Annotated in this window: 21 protein-coding genes; 13 read left to right on the forward strand and 8 right to left on the reverse strand. The window is 56.4% G+C overall.

Annotated features, from left to right (window positions below; translation table 11 throughout):
* Positions 1-5: 5 nt before the first annotated feature.
* From U9R25_13520 to U9R25_13540, 5 genes are read right to left on the reverse strand one after another with little or no spacing between them, the layout of a single operon-like run.
* Positions 6-1,136 (reverse strand): ABC transporter permease, encoded by a 1,131-nt coding sequence (locus U9R25_13520; protein MEA3336925.1) that lies wholly within the window; start codon positions 1,134-1,136, stop codon positions 6-8.
* Between the two features lie 3 nt (positions 1,137-1,139).
* The gene (locus tag U9R25_13525) at positions 1,140-2,282 is read right to left on the reverse strand and encodes an ABC transporter permease (protein MEA3336926.1); all 1,143 of its coding nucleotides are present in this window, start codon (positions 2,280-2,282) and stop codon (positions 1,140-1,142) included.
* Positions 2,279-2,911, reverse strand: a complete 633-nt coding sequence (locus tag U9R25_13530) for a TetR/AcrR family transcriptional regulator (GenBank protein ID MEA3336927.1) — start codon at positions 2,909-2,911, stop codon at positions 2,279-2,281. The genes U9R25_13525 and U9R25_13530 overlap by 4 nt, the downstream gene beginning before the upstream one ends.
* Positions 2,912-2,917: 6 nt before the next feature.
* Complete coding sequence (locus U9R25_13535; protein ID MEA3336928.1) at positions 2,918-3,199, reverse strand: hypothetical protein; 282 nt, start codon at positions 3,197-3,199, stop codon at positions 2,918-2,920.
* Between the two features lie 54 nt (positions 3,200-3,253).
* A complete protein-coding gene (locus U9R25_13540; protein MEA3336929.1) occupies positions 3,254-3,421 on the reverse strand; it encodes a hypothetical protein in 168 nt (55 codons plus the stop codon).
* 66 nt (positions 3,422-3,487) lie between these two features.
* On the opposite strand from U9R25_13540, the gene U9R25_13545 reads away from it, so the two are divergent.
* A complete protein-coding gene (locus U9R25_13545) occupies positions 3,488-5,509 on the forward strand; it encodes a beta-galactosidase (protein MEA3336930.1) in 2,022 nt (673 codons plus the stop codon).
* 124 nt (positions 5,510-5,633) lie between these two features.
* On the opposite strand, the gene U9R25_13550 is transcribed toward U9R25_13545, so the two are convergent.
* Positions 5,634-6,020 carry a phage holin family protein gene (locus tag U9R25_13550; GenBank protein ID MEA3336931.1) on the reverse strand — a complete coding sequence of 129 codons (387 nt, stop codon included), beginning with the start codon at positions 6,018-6,020 and terminating at the stop codon, positions 5,634-5,636.
* Positions 6,021-6,291: 271 nt separating this feature from the next.
* On the opposite strand from U9R25_13550, the gene U9R25_13555 reads away from it, so the two are divergent.
* The 12 genes from U9R25_13555 to U9R25_13610 all read left to right on the forward strand — a co-directional run bounded on the left by U9R25_13555 (position 6,292) and on the right by U9R25_13610 (position 15,415).
* Positions 6,292-6,771 carry a DUF302 domain-containing protein gene (locus U9R25_13555; GenBank protein ID MEA3336932.1) on the forward strand — a complete coding sequence of 160 codons (480 nt, stop codon included), beginning with the start codon at positions 6,292-6,294 and terminating at the stop codon, positions 6,769-6,771.
* A gap of 1,300 nt (positions 6,772-8,071) precedes the next feature.
* Positions 8,072-8,257 carry a hypothetical protein gene (locus tag U9R25_13560; GenBank protein ID MEA3336933.1) on the forward strand — a complete coding sequence of 62 codons (186 nt, stop codon included), beginning with the start codon at positions 8,072-8,074 and terminating at the stop codon, positions 8,255-8,257.
* Complete coding sequence (gene nadS / locus U9R25_13565) at positions 8,254-8,547, forward strand: NadS family protein (protein MEA3336934.1); 294 nt, start codon at positions 8,254-8,256, stop codon at positions 8,545-8,547. The genes U9R25_13560 and nadS overlap by 4 nt, the downstream gene beginning before the upstream one ends.
* Before the next feature lie 231 nt (positions 8,548-8,778).
* Positions 8,779-9,246, forward strand: coding sequence for a type II toxin-antitoxin system VapC family toxin (locus U9R25_13570; GenBank protein ID MEA3336935.1), 468 nt, complete (start codon positions 8,779-8,781; stop codon positions 9,244-9,246).
* A gap of 77 nt (positions 9,247-9,323) precedes the next feature.
* On the forward strand, positions 9,324-9,497 hold the full coding sequence (locus U9R25_13575) for a hypothetical protein (GenBank protein ID MEA3336936.1): 174 nt from the start codon (positions 9,324-9,326) through the stop codon (positions 9,495-9,497).
* A gap of 119 nt (positions 9,498-9,616) precedes the next feature.
* A complete protein-coding gene (locus tag U9R25_13580) occupies positions 9,617-10,129 on the forward strand; it encodes a DUF4091 domain-containing protein (protein ID MEA3336937.1) in 513 nt (170 codons plus the stop codon).
* On the forward strand, positions 10,111-10,602 hold the full coding sequence (locus U9R25_13585) for a GNAT family N-acetyltransferase (protein MEA3336938.1): 492 nt from the start codon (positions 10,111-10,113) through the stop codon (positions 10,600-10,602). The genes U9R25_13580 and U9R25_13585 overlap by 19 nt, the downstream gene beginning before the upstream one ends.
* Positions 10,603-10,627: 25 nt before the next feature.
* The gene (locus U9R25_13590) at positions 10,628-11,548 is read left to right on the forward strand and encodes a nucleoside hydrolase (protein ID MEA3336939.1); all 921 of its coding nucleotides are present in this window, start codon (positions 10,628-10,630) and stop codon (positions 11,546-11,548) included.
* Positions 11,549-11,715: 167 nt separating this feature from the next.
* Positions 11,716-12,870 (forward strand): acetylesterase, encoded by a 1,155-nt coding sequence (locus U9R25_13595; protein MEA3336940.1) that lies wholly within the window; start codon positions 11,716-11,718, stop codon positions 12,868-12,870.
* A gap of 95 nt (positions 12,871-12,965) precedes the next feature.
* Positions 12,966-13,358, forward strand: coding sequence for an OsmC family protein (locus tag U9R25_13600; GenBank protein ID MEA3336941.1), 393 nt, complete (start codon positions 12,966-12,968; stop codon positions 13,356-13,358).
* A 38-nt stretch (positions 13,359-13,396) separates the two neighbouring features.
* Complete coding sequence (locus tag U9R25_13605; GenBank protein ID MEA3336942.1) at positions 13,397-14,554, forward strand: saccharopine dehydrogenase NADP-binding domain-containing protein; 1,158 nt, start codon at positions 13,397-13,399, stop codon at positions 14,552-14,554.
* Between the two features lie 243 nt (positions 14,555-14,797).
* Complete coding sequence (locus tag U9R25_13610; GenBank protein ID MEA3336943.1) at positions 14,798-15,415, forward strand: DUF308 domain-containing protein; 618 nt, start codon at positions 14,798-14,800, stop codon at positions 15,413-15,415.
* Between the two features lie 355 nt (positions 15,416-15,770).
* Here the strand turns inward: U9R25_13610 and U9R25_13615 are convergent, their stop codons facing one another.
* On the reverse strand, positions 15,771-16,769 hold the full coding sequence (locus U9R25_13615; GenBank protein MEA3336944.1) for an aldo/keto reductase: 999 nt from the start codon (positions 16,767-16,769) through the stop codon (positions 15,771-15,773).
* 96 nt (positions 16,770-16,865) lie between these two features.
* Positions 16,866-17,660: an SDR family oxidoreductase gene (locus U9R25_13620; protein ID MEA3336945.1), complete on the reverse strand. Its 795-nt coding sequence runs from the start codon at positions 17,658-17,660 to the stop codon at positions 16,866-16,868.
* Positions 17,661-17,972 lie beyond the last annotated feature (312 nt).

Consider the following 17,972-nt stretch of genomic DNA (forward strand, 5'->3'; position numbering starts at 1 on the left):
TTGAGTCAGTCCCACTGCTGGCGACCGAGGAACCAGATCGCGGTGGGGATGACGACGATGCCAATGGCTAATCCGGCCAGAATCTGCGGCCAGATCACATCCAGACCAACGCCTTTGAGCAAAATAGCCCTGAAGATGATCATGAAATGGTAAATGGGAAAGATGTTGGCCAACTCCTGAAGCAGTGGGGGCATGTTTTCCACCGGCACGCCATAACCGGAGAAAAAGAATTCGATCATCACCCACATGAAGGCCAGCAGCATGCCCTGGATCTGGGTGCGCGCCTGGGCCGAGATCATCAAGCCAATGCTGAGTTCGACGAAGAGGAAGATGGAGGCCGAGCCAAGTAGCAGTGCCCACGAGCCGCGCATGGGTACGCCAAAGCCGAACATGGCCACCAGCAGCATCAGGATGAAGCTGGTATAGGCCAAAATAAGAGGCGGAATGGCTTTGGCGACGATCAATTCGACACGGCGAATCGGCCCCACCATCAACTGCTCCAGGGTCCCCAGTTCTCGCTCGCGGGCAATGGAGACAGATGCCAGCATCAAGCCGATGGCAAAGAGAATCAATCCCAGCTCTGAAGGCACGGTGTAAATCGATTTTTTTAGTTCTTCGTTGAAGCGCACCCGTGTTCGTGGCTGTACCAGGGACAGGACAAGCTCGTTCCCCCCCAGCCACTGGGTCAGGATGTCCAAGCCCTCCTTTTGCACAGTTCCTTCCAGGGCAGCCAATTCAGCCTGCGCCGCAATTGGATCGGAGCCATCCAGAATAAAGCCCAGGGTGGCGGTTTCGCCGGCAGGTGTGCTCAGTTTTTCTCCATACCCGACCGGAATGATCAGGGCTCCGACCACATCGCCATTCTCCACCAGAGCATTGACGGCGTTGACGTCATCTAAATAATGGGTGAAGTCAAATGTCTCGGTGGTCGCCAATTTGGCCAACAGTCTTCGACTGGCAGAGCTGCGGTCCAGATCAACAACGGCGGTGGGCAACTGATCGATGGGGGCTGCTGTGGACCAGGCGACCATCGACATTTCCGCCAAAGGGCCAAATACCACAAACAGAATCAGAATGGGCAGACGAATGATCTGAATTAACTCTTTGACGATCAACGTCCAGGTGCGGCGGATCATGCCTCAGCCTATCTTCTTCTTGAACAAGAGAATGGAGAACAGGGTCATGACCACGAAGACGCCCAACATGAGCGCTGCCTGGGGCCATAGCGCGTCCAATCCCTGGCCCTTGATCATCAAACCCCGCACGATGGCGACAAAGGGTGTGGAGGGGATGAAAGACGCCTCCATCCTGACCATATCGGGAAAGGCGGAGACCGGGAAAAAAATACCGCTGAGAAAGAAGGCGGGGAAGATGAAGATAAGTAATCCGCCAATGGCAGCGGCGGCCTGTGTGGGCAGAAAGATGGAGATGAGCAGAGCCATACTGAAGGCGGCGAGGAAGAAGATGGTCGTCATAAACAAGAACAGCGGGAAACTGCCGCGGAAAGGCACGTCGAAAATGCTGACCGCAGCAGCGGCGCACAAGATGGCGCTGATAAGGCTGAAAAACACATAGGGAATGATCTTGCCGACCAACAACTCCCCCCGACTTAGAGGAGTGGCGAAGATAGCCTCCAAAGTGCCCAGCTCCTTTTCCCGCACCAGAGATGTCATCACGGCCAGCGCCGGCAGGTTAAGCACCAGGGCCAGGAGGGCGGGCACGATGCCGACCTGGTTACTGAGGTTGGGGTTGTACCAGGTGCGGACTCGGAGATCGATGGGTTCCTTGATCGCCGCCAAAGCGCCTGTCCCAGCCTGTCTGCTGAGTATCTCGATCGCCACATCGTAGCCAAAAACCATGCTGCGGCTGAGGATGTGGTTCATGGCGAACTCGGCTGTTGCCGGGTCGGTTCCATCCACCAGCAACTGGATATCGGTCGGCCGGCCCGCCTGGAGCGATTCGGAGAATTCTGGCGGGATGACGATCACGGCCTTGACCAGACTGCGGTCGAACCAGTCCTCGATCTGGGCGTAGCTCTCTGCCGGTTGGCCCACCACCAAATCCTGGCTATTCGAGAGCATCGTCACATAATCCCGTGAGTAGACGCCCCGGTCGTAGTTGAGCAGCGTGATGGGAACCTCTTTGATGTCAACTGCCAGCGCATAGGCGAAGATGATCATCAGGATAACCGGAATGAGCAGGAGTAATAAGAAGGTGGTGCGGTCGCGCAGGATGTGACGCGTTTCCTTCATCATCACGGCGTAGGTCTTTGCCAGACTCATGGCTGTGGCTCCCGCCCAGGTTCTGCACAGAGACCAGCCAGGAACATCTCGGAGAAGAATTCGGCCACGCCGCGCCAATCGAACTGATCAGCCAGGATTGGTCTGTATAAAAACAAGCCATCTCCCGCGGCCATGAATGTGATGGCGACATTGCGGGCATTGACTGGCTTGAATTCACCGCTGGCCACCCCTTGCTCGACGATGGCGGCAATCGCGTCGACCAAAGGCATCATCATCTCCTGAAGCGCTTCGGTGACTTCGGCATCGTGACGCGTCTCGGCATAGAAGTCGATAAAGACGTTGATCAACGCATCTTCGGTATCCATGATCTCGACAAACAGAGCCAAGAGCGTTTTGATTTGGTCTGCCGCGGTGGGAGCCTGCTGAGCCGCCCCCATCATCTCCCCCACCATTTGCTTGAAGTACCACTCCGCCACTGAGATGAGGATGGCCTTCTTGTTCTTGTAGTGCCAGTACAGGCTTCCCTTGCTCATGCCGCTCTCGGCCACAATATCATCCATCGTGGTCAGGTAATAGCCTTTGCGAGAGAAACATACGGTGGCGGCCTGAAGGATCTGATCCCGGCGCGCGGCCATGCGCGCTTCCTTTTTTCCTGCTGTCGAAGTCATCTGAATCTATCTGTTTTTGATGTAGCGCATCAGCCAGAGCACGAGCAATACGCCCAATAATGGTTCGATGATCGCCGCCAGGAACAGCATCAGTTGGCCCATGTTGGGAAACAGCGTCGGCACAATGTACCAATCCATCAAGCCCACCACGATGGCTGTGGCCGCGCCGGCAATGAGATCGCCGTTCAATCCGTATGGACGGTCGCCCTTGAATAGGCTGGTGGCGTAGTAGCCCAGGCCGAGGCCCATGATGATCCAGATAGCGAAGAGGATAAGCAGACTACCCATTGTTACTCTCCTTCGAGACGCCAAGAGAAAAAACTGCTAGACTGACCGGTCAGTCTAGCAACAATAATACGCCCCAATGGCAGCATTGTCAAGATGACTTTCGCCGGCGCCACGGATGATCGTCTCCATGGCCAGCGCGGCCAACAGCAATCCCAGGACGCGATCGGCAACCTCCAGGGCCTTGATGCTTTTCAGTGGGTTACGAAAACGGGGAATTGCCACCACGGGAACCAAGGGGTAGAATATCAGTTGGCACTCTCTGCCAAATCCTGTGAAAGAATGGCGCTGATGATGGATCCTGCACACAACGACGATACTGAACGCAAACTGCAACCGCTCCACCTGGGCGCCGCCTACTACCCCGAACACTGGCCCGAGGAACGTTGGCCCGAAGATGTTGCCCTGATGCAACGGGCCGGATTCAGCGTCGCTCGTTTGGGGGAGTTTGCCTGGTCGACCCTGGAGCCTGACGAGGGAGAGTTCGACTTCGATTGGCTCGACCGGGCCATCACCCTGCTGGCAGATCATGGAATTGCCACCGTGCTGGGAACGCCCACAGCAGCGCCGCCCGCCTGGCTGATCTCCCGCTACCCGGACATTCTACCCATCGACGACAGGGGCCAGCAGGTTCAATTCGGCAATCGCACCCATTACTGTGTCAACTCGCCACAGTTTCACCGGGCAGCCGCTCGCATCGCTGAAAACATGGGCCGCCACTTCGGGGCCAATCCGCAGGTCATCGGCTGGCAATTGGACAATGAGTATAGCCGCATTTGCTACTGCGACCACTGCCGCCAGGTTTTTCAAAACTACCTGCGGGAACGTTTTGACACCCTCGATGCACTGAATGAGCGATGGTCAACCCGCTATTGGAGCCAGACCTACAGCGACTGGTTCCAGATTCCCCTGCCCATCGGGGATCATAATCCAGGCTTGCGCCTGGCTTTCCAGCAATTCATCACGGAGAGCTACCGGCGTTTCCAGCAGGTGCAACTGGCTGTCCTGTGCCCTCATCTACCCGATGGCATTTGGGTGACCCACAACTTCATGAAGTGGTTTGATGGCTACGACCATTACATCCTGAGCGAGGATCTGGACCTGGCATCCTGGGATTGGTATGTCAGCACCGGGCACAACGACTTCCGGGAGTCCGGGGCAGCCCACGACCTGGTGCGGGGTTACAAGCGCAAGAACTTCTGGTTGATGGAAACCCAACCGGGCAGCGTGAACTGGGGCGGAATCAACAAGGCGCTCAATCGAGCTGAGACCCGTCTGCTGGCGTGGCACGCGGTGGCCCACGGCGCCGATGCCATACTCTACTGGCAGTGGCGATCTGCCCTGGGCGGGCAGGAACAACTCCATGGAACCCTGGTTGATCAGTCAGGGAAACCCCGGCCTCTATATGATGAAGTGCGCTGGATCGGCCATGAGTTCTCCCAGGTCGGCCATTTGCTGGCAGGCTCCACGATCAAATCCCAGGTGGCAATCCTGCACGATTTCGACAGTCGTTGGTCTATGCAGTGGCAACCCCACCACCGGGATTTCGACTACGTCGAACACCTGCTGCACTATTATCGCCCGCTGGCAGCGCACAACGTGGGCGTCGACATCCTGTCGGCCGATGCCGAGTTAGACGACTACCGCCTGGTGATCGTACCGGCGTTGACCATCGTAACCGCCGAAGGTGCAGAAAGGCTGCGCCAGCATGTCAAGCGGGGTGGTTATCTGGTACTGACCCTTCGGACTGGAATCAGGGACCGCTACAATGCCCTGTTGCCCATGCGACCACCGGCGGGATTGACGGAACTGGCGGGGGTGGAGGTCGAGGAATACTTCGCCCTGGAAAAACCGATTCCTGTGGAGGGCAATCTGGTGAGCGGCAAGGCCCATATCTGGGCCGAACGAATCACACTGCTCAACGATTCGTCGGTTGTGTCCATGCGATTCGGGGTCTCCAACGGATGGCTGGATGGCCAACCCGCGGTCACGGTTACCCCCCATGGCCGTGGCATGGTCTACTATTTCGCCGCCTATCTCGACGAGACTTCTCAGGCAAAATTCATGGGACACATCGCCCGCACTGCGCTGGTACGCTCCAAATGGAAGGCTCCCGCCGGCATCGAGGTGGCCCGGCGTGTAAGGCCAGACGGCCAGGAGATATGGATCGCCCTCAACCATGAGCTGATGAACCAGCGTTTGCCATTGCCATGGCCCGCCTACGATCATTTGCGCTGCTCCCGATTCGACGGGGAGCTAGCGCTGGGGCCCTATGCTGTGGCCCTCTTGACACAGATCAAGGACGACGCGTGATCTTCGCCCTCATCCAACGGGAATCCACGCCAAAAACAAAGCAACATCCGAACGTTTAGCACATTCAGATGTTGCCATGTCAATTCCACGAAGCAAGCATCAGCGAAGATACAAAGACGTCGCCTTATACTGGGGGAGGTGGGACCCCTATACCGAAAAGCCCGAGCACCCAGTCGAGTAGCCAATAGACGACAGAAATTGCTATCGCCGCCACAATGGCGCCAACAAAACCGTTGACTTCCAACCCGGGGAGGAAGCTGCCACTGAGCATCAGAACGACGGCCGAGATGATCAGTAAGACAACTGCGCTCAAGAACCCGCCTCCGAAGGTAATACCCAAAATACTGAACAACCACATTATGATAGCGCTGACCACGGCAATCACGATTGCGGCAATGATCGCACTTCCGAAACCGTCGACCGAGAGTCCGAGATTGAGCTTATCCACAATTATGAGGACAATTGCGGCTACCACCGCTGCTATCACGGCTCCCACAAGAAATTCTATCATGTGAAACACTCCTTCCTATTTGCGTGAGATGGCTGAAAAGCCAATGCTCGCTTGTTTTTTATTATATCACGCAAACTGAGAATTGTCGAGTTTTTTTCATTGCTGCCAAAATTCGGTTGAACGCAACTCCAGCTCGTAACCCTTTTGAATTGCAGTGCATCAAATTATTCGGTTCCTTCAAGCACTGCGACAGTGCTTTTTCTGTTAGGGAATGCCAGGAACCCCGAAAATAATCACACATCACATTTTCACTCAGGAGAAAGAAAAAAACATGGACAAAAAGACTCTGTTGGCCGGTATTGCCGGATTTCTGATCGGCGTCGTGGTTCTGGGCGTGGTCGCCTTCGTGGCGGCGCCGGGGATCATGATGGTCGAAGACGCCAGCCCTTTGAGCTACGAAAACACCGTCGAGGCAGTGCTGGATGCTACTGCTGAACAGGGTTGGAAAGTACCAGCGACGCATGAAATCAGCACGGCCGTCAATAAGGCCGGTTACGATGTGGCGCCCGTGACGGTTATCGAACTTTGCCAACCGCATCACGCTGCTCGAGTGCTGCTGGAAGATGATGCGCGGATTGTAACCTCGATGATGCCCTGCCGAGTCTCGGTTTACGAGACCAGTGATGGGCAAGTGGTAGTCTCGCGCATGAATACTGGCTTGATCAGCAAACTGTTCGGCGGCACTGTAGCGACTGTGATGGCCGATGCCACCGCCGATACGGAAGTGATTCTCTCGTCCGTTCTCAACTGACGAAATCGATCACCAGGATCAAAAGGCCGGAGCGAAAAACTCCGGCCTTTTTTTGTACGCCCGGCATGGGCGATAGCTAGGAGGTGAAAGTTCTCTGCGGGCGTTGATCCGACGAACCGCGAGTCAAAGGCAACTGCGCAAGTGTGAGCGACCGTGGAGAGGAAGCCGGAGACGAAGCCTAGACTTGATGGAAAAGAACTGCGTAAGAGGCGTGGAGCGCCGGGTGAGCTGGCAAGAGACAGTGAAGCCCCAAAGGATCAAAGCGGCTGCACGTAAACGCAGCAAGGATCAGGCGAAAGTTATCGAACCTTATCCGGGGAGATCTGGTTGGCCTGCGGGCGGATCAGAAGTCAGCAGAGGCCATAGTAGTCGATGGAGTAACGACCATCCAGGGCGGTTGGGGAAACCCAGCTACAGGGCGAAGGGCTAAACGGAAGAGGAGTTGAGTGGAAAGGAGAAGGGAGGCGGTAGAGCAGTCGAAACCTGGCAGGACCAGGCAGGGCGTGGAAGTAACGCTGAAGGCGCGAGGTAAGGGCTCTGGGCGAAGGCCGCCACCGGATCGAATGGAGAGAGAAATGACTCAACACGAAGGTAAAGGACTGTGGGAAGCGATCTTCAGTCGAGGGAATCTGTATGCAGCGCTGCGCCGCGTAAGAGGAAACGGCGGATCGCCAGTTGTGCCCACCATGCCTATGGCGTGTGTCCCTCGGGCAGCGGCGGGACGACCGCGCGAATCATGCAGTCTTCTTCCGTACCTGCCGGCACCACCGGGTACGCGGTCCCGACGTGTGGCAGCGGAACGCTCGTGAGCGGCGGAGGGTTCGCGGCGCGGGACGACCTCATCATCTACAGCAGCTCGGGCCCGTACTCAGGAGATGAGTGGCGGGTGTACGTCAAGAACACGCATCCCAGCTACGATCGGTTACTTTTCGGCTACGCCATCTGCCTGTCGCTGCCAGAGCATACGGTATACCACCTGTACCTTCCTCTAGTTGCAAAAGGTTACGTTCCTTAGCGCTCTCTTTGTCATAGCCCCACGCCCTGTCGGCGATTCTTTCTCTAAGGCGCCGCATAACCCGTCGCTTTGTCTCCCAATGGTCAGGCTGTGGTAGCTGCGGAAGGTTGAGGTAGGTTTGCCAATCGTGCGCCACTGACGTATAATCCTTGTGTGATTTTCATCGAAACCCCGCTATTCACGAAACTGATCCAGGACTTTGTCTCCGACGAAAGCTATTCCGAGCTTCAGTAAGTGCTGATCTTTCGTCCTGATGCAGGTCGTCTCATCCCAGGTGGAGGTGGCTTGCGCAAAATACGCTGGCGCATGCCTGGTTCCGGCAAGCGGGGAGGACTGCGAATCATCTACCATTGGGATGTGCCAAACGACACCACGTACATGCTGTTGGCATACCGAAAGAGCAGGAAAGAGGATTTGACGCCGGATCAACTCAAGCTTCTGCATGATCTAGTGAAGGAATGGCTGGCATGAATGAACAGGATTTTGAAAATCTGGTAGAAAGTATCAAACAGGCAGGTCAGATCAAGCGAGGTGAGCTACAGCCTGGACGCCAGTTTGAGTTCTCGCCACTCGACATCAAGGAGATAAGAAACAAGCTCCACAAATCTCAAAGCGAGTTTGCGCTGATGATCGGAGTGAGCCTATCAACACTGCAGAACTGGGAACAGGGAAGGCGCAAGCCAGTGGGACCAGCCCGTGCCCTACTGCAAGTTGCTAACAAGCACCCAGAAGCAGTTCAAGAGGCGCTGTCCTCGCCATAGTTTTATTCGGTGCCAGGCGCACCAACTTCCAGTGCCCTGCCACACACGGTCTGGAGCCGACCGGGGGATTGGTGCGCTCGGAGAGGTCTCGGATGCGAGGTCGAGTGGATTGAGCAACCTTGTGTGTCGTCCCCCCGGCGGCTCAGCCAGGTCACTGGGCGAGACGCTCGCTGCGCTCGCATCTCGCCTAATGGCGCGCCAGGGAGTTCCGTTATGTAAGAGAAAATCGGTATGGGAACACTGAAAGACATAGAGGTGCTTTACCGCGGCGACATCTACGACATGGCATGTTTGCTCCTGAAGATACACGATGCGAAAGACAAGGGCACGAATCGCCGGTCACGTCACACCATGCACGGTTTAGCGACCACATACGCTATGATAACTGATGTCAGCCCGGATAGAATTCGGGAGATTTTCAAAAGGCACAGCGTGGTACACTTCGGGCAAATCACCAGCGATGAAGGGTGGCAAGCATTGACTCTGGCGCAGAAACTCGGCGTGCGATTAGTTCCCCCCGACGATGCCCAAGTCACATTGGCGTTCGACTGGACGATGCAGCAAGAACGCGCCGCCGCTTACGATAGCTTCTACCTGGCACTGGCCAAGACGTTGCACAGTGAGCTGTGGGCGGCAGATAAGCGGTTGGTCGATGTCGCCGGGGTATCTTGGATACACTTGATACCTGACGCTCTATAAAGACCGTTGATGAAGCTCGCACAGCTTTTTGCAATGAAAATGCCATACGGTTTTTTGACCCCGACCATTCAGAAGTGGTGCGGATTGGTCGCAGTGGTCTGAAAAGTGAGTACTTCGACTATGGACCCGGCGACATTCCAGGGCAGGGCCGCCGGCAGATCTATGAACTCGACTTGCCCAATCAAGTTCTGGAACAGGTTTACTGGAAGAATGCCCTTCGAATTCTGGGGTTGAATGGAGACCACGAGTGACAATTGACAATTAGCCAGGGTCTTCCACAGCATCGTAACACTCAACTCAACAAGGTGCGAATAAACAGGACGCGACGGCCCGGCTCGGCGAAAGGCTGCGCGCACAAGGAGGGCGCCTGTTGTGGTATGTCTGCTGCCAGCCGCCCATCCCCAACACCTTCCTCCATTCGCCCCTGGTGGAAGGCCAACTGCACGGGTGGCTGACCTATTTCCTGAAGCTCGATGGATTCCTGCGTTGGAGTTTCTGCCTGTGGCCAGCGGATCCGTGGAAACAGGTAAGCTGGCGAGCCCCAGGCTGGCCGGCAGGGGATATGTACTTCGTGCTGCCCGGTAAGGATGGTTTCCCGGTTGAAACCCTGCGCTACGAAGCCCTGCGCACCGCGGTGCAGGATTTTGAACTTATCAAGCTGGCAGCTCGATCACTGCCCCCGGACCAGGCCGAGACTGTGATCGGCGAGGCTTTCGGGTTGATTCTGAGAACCAGAGATATCCAGGATTTTGCAGAGGTAGATACGGTAAATGCAGAGAGCCTCTATTCTCTCGATCCCGCTGATTACACGGCTGCCCGTCGCATCCTGTTGGCTGCCATCGAAAGCCACAATAACGAACACGAATGGCTTGGTTCATTATGATGACCGATTTGCTCGTCAGGTTGTATGATCTGGAAAATGACTGGACCTTCATCGCCGATCAGGCCAGACTCGGTCACATTATCCGCAAGCCCATCGGCCCTGAGAAGCAGTTGATCGTAGATTGGGTGCGAGCCAAATTTTCTGACGGCTGGGCGAGTGAAACCGATATTGCCCTTGCCAATTTTCCGTTGAGTTGTTTTATCGCCCAAAAACAAGGCGTTTTGCTCGGATTTGCATGTTACGATGCCACAGCATTGGGTTACTTCGGTCCCATTGGGGTAGATGACTCTTACCGAAACCTGGGGATTGGAAAAGCGCTTCTGGTGGCTTGCATGCTGGACATGAAGCTGAAGGGCTACGGCTATGCTATCATCGGCAGCGCGGGTCCTACAGAATTCTATTCCAGCACATTAAACGTCATTGAGATACCAGATTCAACCCCGGGTTTGTGGAAATACTGGCTGAAGAGATAGTTTGCTTGAAATATGGAGGAGTACGATGGAAAATTCACCCTCGCTTTCTGACGCGACACGAGTGGCACGACTGCAACCACCTGCTGACGTTGTGCGCATGGTGTTGGATACCGACACCTATAACGAAGTCGATGACCAGTTTGCTTTGGTGTATGCGCTGCGATCCCCGGAATGGGTAAAAGTAGAGGCGATCTATGCCGCACCCTATAGCCACCACTCGACCAGCCCCGCTGAGGGCATGGAACTCAGCTATAAAGAAATTTTACGGCTGCTGGAACTTTTGCATATATCACCGGATGGTTGGGTCTTCAAAGGGGCGTCCGGATACCTGAAACCTGGCTTGCAGCCCCGGGAAAGCCCGGCTGCCATCGATCTGGTGGCGCGCGCGATGAACACTCCAAAGGATGATCCGCTTTACGTGGTGGCGATTGGCGCTATCACCAATGTAGCCTCTGCCATCTTGATGGAACCCCGGATCATCGAACGGATTGTGGTGGTCTGGTTGGGGGGGAACGCGCTTCACTGGCCACATACCAGAGAGTACAATCTGGGGCAGGATGTTCCGGCAGCCAGATTGGTTTTCGACTGTGGCGTGCCGCTGGTGCACATCCCCTGTGAGGGGGTAACCACCCACCTGGCAACGACCATTCCCGAGCTGGAGCGATATCTACAAGGCCACAGCGCCATCGGTGATTACCTGGTCGATATTGTTCGGAACTATGAGACCGATCATTTCGGCTGGTCGAAGGTAATCTGGGATATCGCTACGATCGCTTATCTCATCGATTCTGCCTGGGTGCCGGCGCCTCTTATCCACAGCCCAATTCTCACCGATCAGGTCACCTGGAGTTTCGACCGATCGCGTCATCTCATTCGTTCAGCCGCCTTTGTTTACCGCGATCCCATCTTCCGGGATTTATTTACGAAGCTACAAAAAACTGCATAAGTAGCTGTTTGAAAAGGGGTCGAAGGTCTCCCCAGGCCGCTCGAAAGCTGCAATTCAGGCCTGGAAACCCGCCTGATGCCGCGAAGCACACTTTGAAGACCCAACAAGCCCATGAACAAGACTTTTCAAACAGTTTCTAAGAAAAATCTTCTCCAGTGGAGTTGTTCATGACTGCCGATTACCAACATCTAGGAATCTACAGCGATTGGGTTGCAAAAGCCCAGGAACAGCAAACGCTCTACTCACGAATACCACATGGCCCCGAAACCCAGCGAAAAGTGCGCCATGTCTTGGGATTCACCTCCCTCTCTGAAAACCCGGCAGATGTGCAGATCGAAGCCCGTTGGGAACGTGACGGCGTGGCCGGAGAAGTGGTCTCCTGGTCGGTCGGGTATGGCCCGCGCAGCGAAGCATGGCTGTTGAAACCGGCCAATGCCGATGGCCCCCTTCCGGGCGTTGTTGCTCTGCACGACCACAGCGGGATCAAGTATTACGGCAAAGAGAAAATCGCCGCCGGACCGGTGCCGGTGAGGCCCAGCCTGGCTCCGTTGTGGGACCTGGAATACGGCGGGCGGCCATATGCAAACGCTCTGGCCAAAGACGGATTCGTCGTGCTGGTACACGATACCTTTACCTGGGGCAGCCGCCGCTTCCCGTTCCAGGCCATGCCTCAAGAACTCAGGGATTCGGTCACTGTTGCAGATGATTCGCGCCTCTCCTGGCGGCAGGGAAATTATGGGACCTCACGTGAGGCGTCTCAATACGATGAGGCGGCTGCGCTGCATGAGCACCTGGTGGAAAAGTATTGCCGCCAGTTGGGCACTACCTATGCTGGCGTCATCAGCCATGAAGACCGGATTGCGGTGAATTATCTGCAGTCGCGCCCTGATGTGATCGCAGAACGAGTTGGATGTATTGGGCTTTCCGGCGGCGGCTGTCGTTCCGGGCTGCTGCAAGCGACTTGCGATCAAATCAAGGCAGCCGTAGTGGTGGGCATGATGAGTACCTATGAAGCTTTGCTGGATCGCCATATTGCCTCACACACCTGGATGCTTTTCCCAGACGGTTGGGCGCGCTATGGCGACTGGCCTGACCTGGTGGCCTGCCGCGCCCCCTCCCCCCTGTTGGTACAGTACGATTTGCACGACGAGCTGTTCCCTGTGGCTGGAATGCGGGCAGCAGACAAGCGTCTGGCCGAACATTATCGCCAGGCTGGCCATCCCGACGCCTACCAGGGTGAGTTTTATCCCGGACCTCACAAGTTTGACCTGGAGATGCAGGCATCGGCGTTTGCCTGGTTGAAAAGGCAATTGCGCGCATGATGGTATTGTTACCCGGGACGGACTTCTTGCATCTAATATCTTCGATACCCTGATCGCCTGCGATCTCACACCCAATATGCAAGGAGACTCCCCTTATGGATAATATGATCATCGATTTCCCCGGTGGCGCCCGCGTCGACGCCCACTTTGGCCCCTTCAGTATAGTGACTGACCAACCACCTGTTGCCTCAGCCCCCACCCCTTTCGCTACCTTCCTGGCCTCCCTCGGCACCTGCGCCGGCATCTACGTGCTCGGCTTCTGCCAGCAGCGCGGCATCCCAACCGACAATGTCCGTATCGTGCAAAGCCTGGATTCCGATCCCGTCACGCGCCTGACCACCAAGATCAAGCTCGATATCCAGCTTCCAGCGGAATTCCCGGAAAAGTACAAAAAGGCGGTGATTCGCTCGGCCAGCCAGTGCGCGGTCAAGAAGCATATCGAGAACCCGCCCGCGTTCGAAATTTCCACGTCAACCAACGGCACCTGAAAAGGACTGCACTTGGTGAAAAAGGATGAGTGCCCGCAATGTCATTGTCAAAAGCAACAGAGTTCCAGAACATCCTCATCCTGGGCGGTTACGGCAACACGGGATGGCCTATCGCCGAACTGCTCTTGCAGGAAACAGATTACCGGGTGGTGGTGGCTGGGCGGAACCAGGAGAAGGCCGAGATTGCGGCCGCTGCACTCAACAGCCGTTTCGGCGGTGACCGGGCGGCGACCGCTGTTGTCGACGCTGCCAATGCAGAGAGCCTGCGCCAGGCCATGACCGACGTTGGTCTGGTGGTCGTGGCCTCCAGCACGGCCGAATACGTGGAGAACGTCGCCACGGCCGCGCTGATCGCGGGCATCGACTATTGCGACGTGCAGTATGCCACCGCGAAACTGGGTGTCTTGCAGGGGATGGCGGAACGAATCCAGGCGGAAGGCCGTTGTTTTATCACCGACGGCGGATTCCATCCCGGCCTGCCGGCGGCGCTGGTGCGCTACATCGCCCCCCGTTTCGACCAGCTCGACAGCGCCAGGGTGGGCAGTGTCATCAAGATCGACTGGAGCGGCCTGGAGTTCAGCCCTGCTACCATGAAGGAGATGTTGACGGAATTTCTGGACTTCGAACTGCTGGAGTTCAAGGAAGGTGAGTGGCGAAAGGCCAGTTGGTGGTCCATGTGGAAACCGCTGACCATGGACTTCGGCCCCCCCTTCGACCGGCAATACTGCGTGCCCATGTTCCTGGAGGAAATGCGTTCGCTGCCGGAACGCTACCCATCCCTGCACGAAACCGGTTTTTTTGTCGGCGGCTTTAACTGGTTTGTCGACTGGATCGTCATGCCGGTGGGGCTGCCCTTGCTCAAGCTGTCGCCCGATCGGATGGCGCGGCCGGTGGGCAACGTGATGGAATGGGGGCTGCGACGCTTCTCAAGACCGCCATACGGGACACTTCTGAAACTGGAAGCCGAGGGACTGAGTGCGGGCAAACGACAACGCATCGACCTCACTCTCTCCCATCCCGACGGTTATCTGTTCACCGCCATCCCGATGGTGGCCTGCCTGCTGCAATACCTGGATCGATCAGCCAGACGCCCGGGGCTGTGGCTGCAGGCACACATCGTCGAACCGGAACGGATGATGGCCGACATGGAGCGGTTAGGTATCGCCGTGCAGATGGAGCGTAGAGTGGCTGTTTGAAAAAGTGGTGAAAGTTTCCCCAGGCCGCCGTTGTGCCGGCTGGTCCCATTGCCCGTTCCGGAATTGTACTGTATAATTGAGTGCAGGCTCCCTCCGTCCCGTGACTTTCTTGAATCCATGAGCCTGAAAAGATTATCTATTGGAAATGGCGAGATGGGGCGCTGGGAAATCCTGCTTTTCCGTTTTGGTGCGAATGCACCGTCATCAACCATATTCTCTCATCGTCATATTGGAGGCAAAATCATGACCGACAACAGATCCTGGTGGCTGCACCTGATCGAGGCCATCGTAGCCCTGGTCCTCGGACTGTACATACTGATCTCTCCAATCGGCGCCAGCACAAATCTCGGACTGGCCCTGGCCCTCTTCCTGACCGTTGCCGGCCTTGTGCAAACCATCAGTGGCCTCTGGCACAGCGGTAGGTCCGGCACCAAAACCGACATGGTTCGTGGCTTGATCGGCCTGATCGGTGGCGGCGTTCTGCTGCTCCTGTATTTTATGGGTTGGATAGGTCTTACGTCGGGCTACACCATCCTGGCCATCGTGCTGATTCTCTTCGGTGCCGTGGGCCTGTACGAACAATTCTTTGACCGCGGCAGCAAACGACTCAGCTGGATGGCGGTGATCGTCAATGGCCTGCTGCTCCTGCTGGGTGTCCTGGTGTTTGTCTTCCGGACTCAGGAGGCCGACATGGCCCAGTGGGCCGGGATCATCCTGGTTGTCATCGGCCTGGGCATGGGTGCCTATGCGCTTTTCGTGGAGCGGAATGCCGAATCTGAGCCGGAGCCGGAAAAGGTCACAGTTCAACCCGAGAAACCGCTGATCGAACCGGAGGAGCCGCCGCCGAGCACGGAAGTCTAGTAGTTTGCCACTCCTGTTCAGCACGTCGTGGCCAACGAGCCACGGCGTGCTGAATGCTTTCTATCACCCCTCAGCTTAGTCCCCCGCAGGCCCTCTCTGCGCATCAGGCTCCGACTTTCGTACAGCGATCCCAGATTTCGCCAGCATCATATCACGTGTCTCCACGAGGAATCGTCTGCGAGGACATAAGTCATTCCGAATCCAGGTGAAGGAATGGCGAATGGATCCCTTTTTCTGACGCGGAGTTCCCATCCTCAGATGCGAACCTGCACACAAGAGTCGTCCTCTCGAAAGCGAATGAATAAGCCCGCAGGCCGACCAGGCTTGCGGGCTCTTTTTATCTCCGGCGGAGAATTTACCAGGCGTAGGCCATAGGCGCTTCGCCGCCAGGGCCCGGGAAAATCTCATCCAGCTGTTTCAGCACATCCTCATCCAGGGTGATTTCAGTAGCGTGTACCGCACTTTCGAGCTGTTCGATGGTCCGCGGACCGATGATCGGAGCGGTAACCACTGGATTGTGCAGCAGCCATGCCAGGGCAACCGCCGCCGGAGGCTCACCCATTTCCCGACAGAGTCCCTCGTAGCGTTCAAGCTTCTCCCGATTCTCCTCAACCCTCTTCTCAAACTCCTCACCGGTGCGCCGGCCAGTCTCCAGCTTTTCAAGAGCACCGCCCAACAGCCCGCCGGCCAGGGGACTCCAGGGGATCAGTCCCAGACCGTAGTGCCTGCATGCCGGTATGACCTCCAATTCGATCATCCGGTTGTCCAGGTGATAGATGCTCTGCTCGCTGACCAGGCCCATCATGCCCCGCTTCGATGCCTCCTGGCAGGCAGTGGCGATGTCCCAGCCGGCGAAATTACTGGAACCCACATAGACCACCTTGCCCTGCTTGACCAGCGCATCAAAGGCCTGCCAGGTCTCATCCCAGGGGCAATCGAGGTCGATATGGTGCATCTGGTACAGATCAATCCAGTCGGTCTGCAGACGTCCGAGGCTTCCCTCGCAGTGTTTTTTGATCTTCATGGCGGAGAGACTCTGGCCGTCCGCGTTTGGTTCTGACAGATTGGCCTTGCGGGTCACAGGATTGTAAACCTTGGTGGCAAGGACCACCGCATCGCGCCTGCCCCCACCCTGCGCAAACCATCGACCAATGATCTCCTCGGTTGAACCATGTTCCACAGCCCATCCGTAGACGTCGGCTGTATCGAAAAAATTGATACCCAGCTCGAGCGCCCGGTCCATGATGGCAAAGCTCTCTTCTTCTGTGCTGTGCCAACCGAAGTTCATGGTTCCCAGGCAGAGATTGCTGACCAGAACCCCGTGCTTTCCCAAGCGTTTGTGTTCAACTGGCATAATCTTGTTCCTTTCGTGTTATTGGATCTTGTTTTGACAACCGAGGTCTTTCCGTCCCGTGTCGTCGATCAGAATGAAGTCGTCGTGTGGTTTCTCTTACACACCTCCTGAGTCTCCTGCGGCAATGCGAGGGATACTGCGTCCCCCATCCAGCACGAAAGTATGGCCGGTAGCCATGGCGAAGGCAGGGGCACAAAGCAGACACACCATCTCAGCAATCTCGGAGCGCGTCACCAACCGGTTCATAGGTGTGGCGGCTATCGACCGTTGTACAAGTTCATCTGATGACATATCCTCGTTGTCGCCGATCAGATCGGGCGCCAGCGCAAAGACCTGGACCTCCGGTGCGAGTTCCAGAGCCATGGCTTCTGTCAGGTATTGAATTCCCGCCTTGGCAAGGCCATAGACGGAATGGCTACGATGGTAAAGGTCGGTAGCTGCGATATTGATGATCTGACCGCCCCCCTGTTCCTTCATACTGCAGCCAACCAGTCGGGACAGCATGAACGTTGCCCGGACATTGCCCGCCAAAACTCGGTCAAAATCATTCAACGACAGTTCGAGAAAGGGCCTATCCGCATAAGGGCCGACGTTGTTGACGAGGATGTCGGCGCGGCCCATCTGCTGTCGGGTTTCAACCACCAGGTGTTTTGCCTCTTCCGGGCACGTGACATCTGCCTGAATCGGCAGAGCCCGCACCCCCATCGCCTCCAATTCAGCGCACAAGGTGCTGGCCGCCTCGTGGGACCGGTGGTAGTTGACGATTACATCAGCACCATAGGTGGCCATCCGGCGCGCGATGGCCGCCCCCAATGCGCGAGATGCTCCCGTTATCAGACAGACCCTTCCCCTGAGCGCATCTTCTTGCAAAACCTGAGACGTCGAGTTCATGAGCACCTCCTGCACGGATACTCTGGCGGGTTTTGAGGTCGGTGGCCTGGAAGAGAGTTGAGGCACTGAGATTAGCTCTGTGTCGCTGTTGCTAGTTTACACCTATCACCCGGGGGAGTCAATCAGAGCAGAGAAAGGGGGAATCGAAACAGGGATCCATCAAACGCTCTTGCAAACGTTTCCCCAAACGGTCCTCTAACGGAAATCCGATAGGCTGTGGGTGCAGTCGAGCCAGCCAACGGCGGGTCGAAATCCCAGGCTCAATGCGAGACGAAATCGGGACGATTTGAAACACCTTTAAGGAGAAACAAC

The sequence above is a fragment of the Chloroflexota bacterium genome (assembly GCA_034717495.1).
Classification (GTDB): domain Bacteria; phylum Chloroflexota; class Anaerolineae; order JAAEKA01; family JAAEKA01; genus JAYELL01.